We start from the raw sequence: 5,099 nt of genomic DNA, 5'->3' as shown, positions 1-5,099 counted from the left end.
AATAATTCAAATATAATTGCTGTGCATTTTAATAATATTGATGGTCTCTTTAATCATAATTCAAGAACAGGTGTATTTTATAATAATGTCAACGAATTTGCTATCAATTTTCAACTATATTTTATGGCATTAACGAACAATTCAAACAAAGATGCATATGAAAGACTTATGTTACTTTATACATTATTTAGTGACTTCTTATATGACTTTGCAACTCAAAGCTTTACTTTTACACCTGAAGATAATGACTACCAAATAAATTTGAAATTTTATATTCACCATACAACAAATATGCAAAACAATGGTCTCCTTGACATAAATAGCAATCATAGCAACTTAACTTATTGTTTAAGTCAAGGATTTAGAGCAAATATACAAATAGAAGAAGAAAAAATTAAGGAGAAAAATAATGCCAGCTGATACAATTAGTGTTAATTTAACGCATTCTAGATTGGATCTAAATCAAGTAAGTTATTATACACCACTACTTGTCTATAAATGTTCAAAAATTAAACTTAATACTACATCACCAAAATATAAAATATTATATTTAAATATAAATGATTATGAACAAGCAATTGATGCACTTGAAAAAGAAGGTAGCAATGGTGACGATGAATTTAATAAAGAAAAAGAATATTTAAAACAAGCAATTCAAGCATTTTTTGCAGAAGATGATAAAGGATTACGTTCTGTAACATTAGTTATATATAAAGAAACAACAGAAGCAAAAGGGATTAAAGAACTATTTAAAAGAAGTAGAAATGCTTTTATTGTATTTATAAACACTTATGCAAGTAATAATGATGGTGGTGATGGTCTTACTATTTATAAAGATGATTATACCAATTTCAAAGATCCTGCACACTTCTTTGTTTTTGGAACCAAAGAATCTGAAATAAAAGAATTGTTTAAAAATGGTTCAAACTCTAAATCTAAAATTATTGTTATTCATTCTAAAGGAGATCAACAATTACATTTAAGATTTGTATCTAAGTATTTACATGAAGCAAGTATGTTTCATGCTGTAAACCCTTATGGACTTACATTTAGTGGTATAAATCCTATTACTAATAGTGAAGAAATTACTAAGCTTAGACAAGCTAATATCAATTTCTATTCATACCTTAATGAAACTGGACTTGATGGTATTTCTGCTTTTAAAGAAGGGATTTGTCTTGATTCTAACCCTATCGACGAAATTTTTACTTATGACTATATCAAATATGAATTTATTGCAGAACTTATTAGAATATGGAACTTAAATAATAGACAAAATAGTAAATTATCAGCACTTCAACTATCTGGCCAAAGAGATAATGCTTATACTTCGGCAATAGAATGTATGTTAGAACGTTTTATTGAGAGAAGATTAATAGTTGCTTATTCCAAGCTCAAACTCACATTATCTTCAAATCCACAACTTAAACTTATGTTAAGTGTTTCAATTACTTACAACTTCAGTATGAATGAAGTACTACTCAATATCACTACTGAAGACATAAACAATTTTACAAGGAGGAGTGAACTAAATGAATAATGCATACCAACTTGAAGATGTCTACTTTTCTATAAATGGAACTAAAATTATAGGTGGCAAACTAGAACTCTCAAGTGAACCCACAACAAGAGCATCTTTTAGTAATGAAGACAGAGGAATTCCAGTAGTAAGTTTTCGTGATCCTAGAACAATTGTCTATATATTTACCATAGAAGTTAATCTTGGTAGCTATGAATATGGAATCTTAACTGATCTTTCAAGCGAACAATTCTATACACTAGGTAAAAATAAAAATGAAAAATTCTTAAGTATAGTATTCAATGATAGAATTAAAACCAAAATTATTAGTAACTACGCTGTATTTACAGAAGAACCATCAAGAAGCTATTCCTCTGAATCTGAAAAAGTTACATTTGAAATTAGGGCTATGAATTGCACAAGAACTATACCAAATAAATAAAAGGAGTTTTTTATATGATTATGCGCTATAAAATGAATATTTTATCTAAAAATAAAACTTATACATTTGACCTAAAAGTACTTCCTGTTTATCAGTGGGATTCTATTTTAGGTTTTTCACAAAATTATGGTATTGATAAACTCAACGACATTAACTACCTTAAAAAAATAACTGATTTAATGATAAAGCCTGACTTCTTAACTGAATTTTACAAAATTTTAGATGACAATAGAGAATATGTTAGTATCTACAAAGAATATTTAGTGGGGATTATTTATTCAATTCAATTTAATATTTTTCATAGAGATTCTGACTTTCAAAAACCATCATTAATTTACTTAAGTGAATATGAAGACACTTCTGGTGACTTTACTAAATTTAATTACATTAATGAACTTTGGAACTATGAATATTTAACAAAACAACAAAATGAGTAGCATTTATGAAACAACAAGAGTATGAAGACTTTATCAAAATATTTAACGATAGAAAAAATAAATATGCGAAACTTATTAACGATATTCAACAAAATAAATATTTCTTTCCTGTTATCATGGGTATATGCAGTTTAAATGAAGTTAAGAATCTTAATTATGAACAGTTAATGGAAGTAAATGCAATATCAGAACTCAAACTTGAAAAACAAGTCTTAGAATTAACCTTAGGTAAAAGCACATTATGAATGATAATAAATTTACTATTAAGTTTAAAGGCATACTTGATCATGCTTCAACTAAAAAGTCTTTAGAAAAAGATATATCTATTCTTGAAAAAGTTCTAAAACCCAAAAGGACAAGACTCGATAGTACTGAAAAAATATTGAAATACAATCTAAAAGAAAAAAAACTGAACTTGCCAAACAAAGCAAATATGAAAAATTAAGAGAAAGTATAGAAAAATTTAGACTTCAAGAAACTAAAAAACTGATAAAACAAGGCATGAAATTTGAAGAAGCAAAAAAAACAGCCCTCAAACATTCTTTAATGTCATCAAAAGATTTAAGACAATTAGAATATGATTCTTTAAAGAAAAGAAATAAATTCTTAAATCACAATATCAAAGACATATTTAAAATTTCAGCTGGAACTGCTCTTGGTCAATTAGCAGCAGGAGGTGTAAAAGGAGCTTTTTCAGGTACACTTGGCTTTGCAAAACAAGCTATTGAAGCTGATTCAATAAAAAAAAGACATCAAGCATTTAACTTAAAAGTCTTTGACAAAAATGAATATAATGACCTAAGTAAAAAAATAAGTGACATGAGAGGATTTGAACGAGAAGCTGACAAGGAATTGTTCTTACGTTCTGCTGCTGTTCTTAAGGGTGATCTTACTGAATTAGGTATTAATACAAAAGAAAATCTAAATTCAGCTGTTATGCTCGCTGCAAGTCTTAAATCTAGTGGTATTAGTGATAATGATGCTATTTCAGAAGTTTCAACACTACTAAAGGGTGAAGGAGGCTCTATTTTTAAAGCTATGAGTGTCTTTAAAGAATTTGGTCATAAATACAGCGAACAAAAACAAATGGAATATGAACGCGTCACATCATTAAATAATGAATTTGATTCACGAATAAACTTAATCAAAGAAATACATAAAGATTTACTATCAACTGGTCTTACAAAAGCCACTTCTTTTAAAGAAGATACTAGTAGTAAAGTTACAAAAATTACTGAAAATATAAATACACTTACCGTTAATGCACTCAAACCACTACTTGGTATATTAACCAAATTAACAAATTGGTTAGTGGAATTTAGTTTTCAGAAAAGTATTGTTGAACCATTAAAATCAGTGTTCAATTTTTCTAAATTAACATCAAGTATCGTACAAGGTTTTAAAGACTGGTGGAACGGCACAGATTCTACTAAAACTGAAACTGACAGTAGTGTAGAAACACCTCACTAGGAGAGCAAATATGAATTCATTTCAAATTACTAATTTGATCAAAGAAATAGTCACACAAACACTTAGTTTGTTCGTACATGATAATTTTATAGTACTATTCCCAAGACTTGATTTTAAAGGTCTTGGATATATTCCTCAATTATTTTTCATAAAACCTAAAAATGAACTTATAAGCATAACTTACAACACTTCATGTTCAAAACGTCCTATTGTTAACTACTATACTCGCAAAGCAGGATACGTAAGCTATAATCCAATACTAAACAGTGAAATTATTAGCCTAAATTCTGGTGTTCTAACCAGTTTCTATAAGGAAATAATTGAAGATATGCAAGCATCTATTTTTGGCTCTGCAATACTACAATATGATAGCCATTTAGTAAAAACTCAACTCAACAATAGAATTGAAGCTGGAGTACCTTTCACTGCCTTCAGTCCAGCTTTTGGCATAAAAGAAGTAGTGACATTAACTTCTATAACACTTAAAGACACTCCCAATATTGATGAGGTTGAGATAAGTCTTACTATGGAAGTTGCCAAAACTTTTACTACTTCATAATATAAAGGATATATATATGATACATAAAATACTAAAATACGACTTTAAAATTGAATTTTATAATTCACATTTACCTGACAATTCTACAATAGGTGATTCTATTCCAGAAGATAATCCAAAAATTGTTATTGAGACTTATAATGGAATACATGTAGACATATCGATATCAGATTTGTATTCAAGCTATAAATATGTGGCCTCAAAACAAGCCAAATTAACTCTTTGGAACTTACCTTTAGACTTTACAGAATCAATCAAAGAAGGCGACATCGTCAAAATATTTTATAAGAAGTTTTATGACGCCAAACAATATGACTTTATTATGGCTGGATATTTAGGAGTGCCGATGAGCACTGATTATCCCAGTGGCGACTTTAGTGTTGATTTGGAACTTCATTTAGCCTCAAAGAGTAATTTCTTTAATAGAAAACTTGAAAATACTCAATTTCAAGGTATGACCGTTGAAGAAGCAATTAAATCGACTTTCCCAAATAGAAATATCATTAATATGAGCATAAAAGATCGTTCTACAATAATTACTGAAAGTTTTTATGCAGAAACACCTAAAGAATTTGTCGAAAAAATAACTAAAAAATATGTTCAAAGTATTAAAACAGATATTGGAAATAATAATGGTGTTGAATGTAATTATATATTTACAAATATTAATTT

The 5,099-nt window shown here is 28.0% G+C and carries 7 protein-coding genes and 1 pseudogene; all 8 read left to right on the top strand.

Annotated elements, in window-relative coordinates; all coding sequences use genetic code 11:
- A partial coding sequence (locus U880_RS0102235; protein ID WP_024654599.1) for a DUF764 family protein occupies positions 1 to 420 on the top strand: 420 nt, incomplete at its 5' end.
- Positions 410 to 1,540: a DUF787 family protein gene (locus tag U880_RS0102230; protein ID WP_024654598.1), complete on the top strand. Its 1,131-nt coding sequence runs from the start codon at positions 410 to 412 to the stop codon at positions 1,538 to 1,540. The genes U880_RS0102235 and U880_RS0102230, both read left to right, overlap by 11 nt.
- The gene (locus tag U880_RS0102225; RefSeq protein ID WP_024654597.1) at positions 1,533 to 1,961 is read left to right on the top strand and encodes a DUF1463 family protein; all 429 of its coding nucleotides are present in this window, start codon (positions 1,533 to 1,535) and stop codon (positions 1,959 to 1,961) included. The genes U880_RS0102230 and U880_RS0102225 overlap by 8 nt, the downstream gene beginning before the upstream one ends.
- A 14-nt stretch (positions 1,962 to 1,975) precedes the next feature.
- Entirely contained in the window at positions 1,976 to 2,398 is a 423-nt protein-coding gene (locus tag U880_RS0102220; protein ID WP_024654596.1) for a DUF1473 family protein, read from the top strand.
- Between the two features lie 5 nt (positions 2,399 to 2,403).
- Positions 2,404 to 2,643, top strand: a complete 240-nt coding sequence (locus U880_RS0102215) for a DUF1322 family protein (RefSeq protein WP_024654595.1) — start codon at positions 2,404 to 2,406, stop codon at positions 2,641 to 2,643.
- Positions 2,640 to 3,868: pseudogene (locus tag U880_RS09920) on the top strand (DUF759 family protein). The gene U880_RS0102215 and the pseudogene U880_RS09920 overlap by 4 nt, the downstream one beginning before the upstream one ends.
- A gap of 10 nt (positions 3,869 to 3,878) precedes the next feature.
- Entirely contained in the window at positions 3,879 to 4,427 is a 549-nt protein-coding gene (locus U880_RS09915; RefSeq protein WP_038358929.1) for a DUF792 family protein, read from the top strand.
- A 16-nt stretch (positions 4,428 to 4,443) separates the two neighbouring features.
- The coding region (locus U880_RS0102200; protein ID WP_038358925.1) for a DUF693 family protein at positions 4,444 to 5,099 on the top strand (656 nt) is incomplete at its 3' end.

Source organism: Borrelia hispanica CRI, assembly GCF_000500065.1.
GTDB lineage: Bacteria > Spirochaetota > Spirochaetia > Borreliales > Borreliaceae > Borrelia > Borrelia hispanica.
This window is presented reverse-complemented; position numbering and strand designations above follow the sequence as displayed.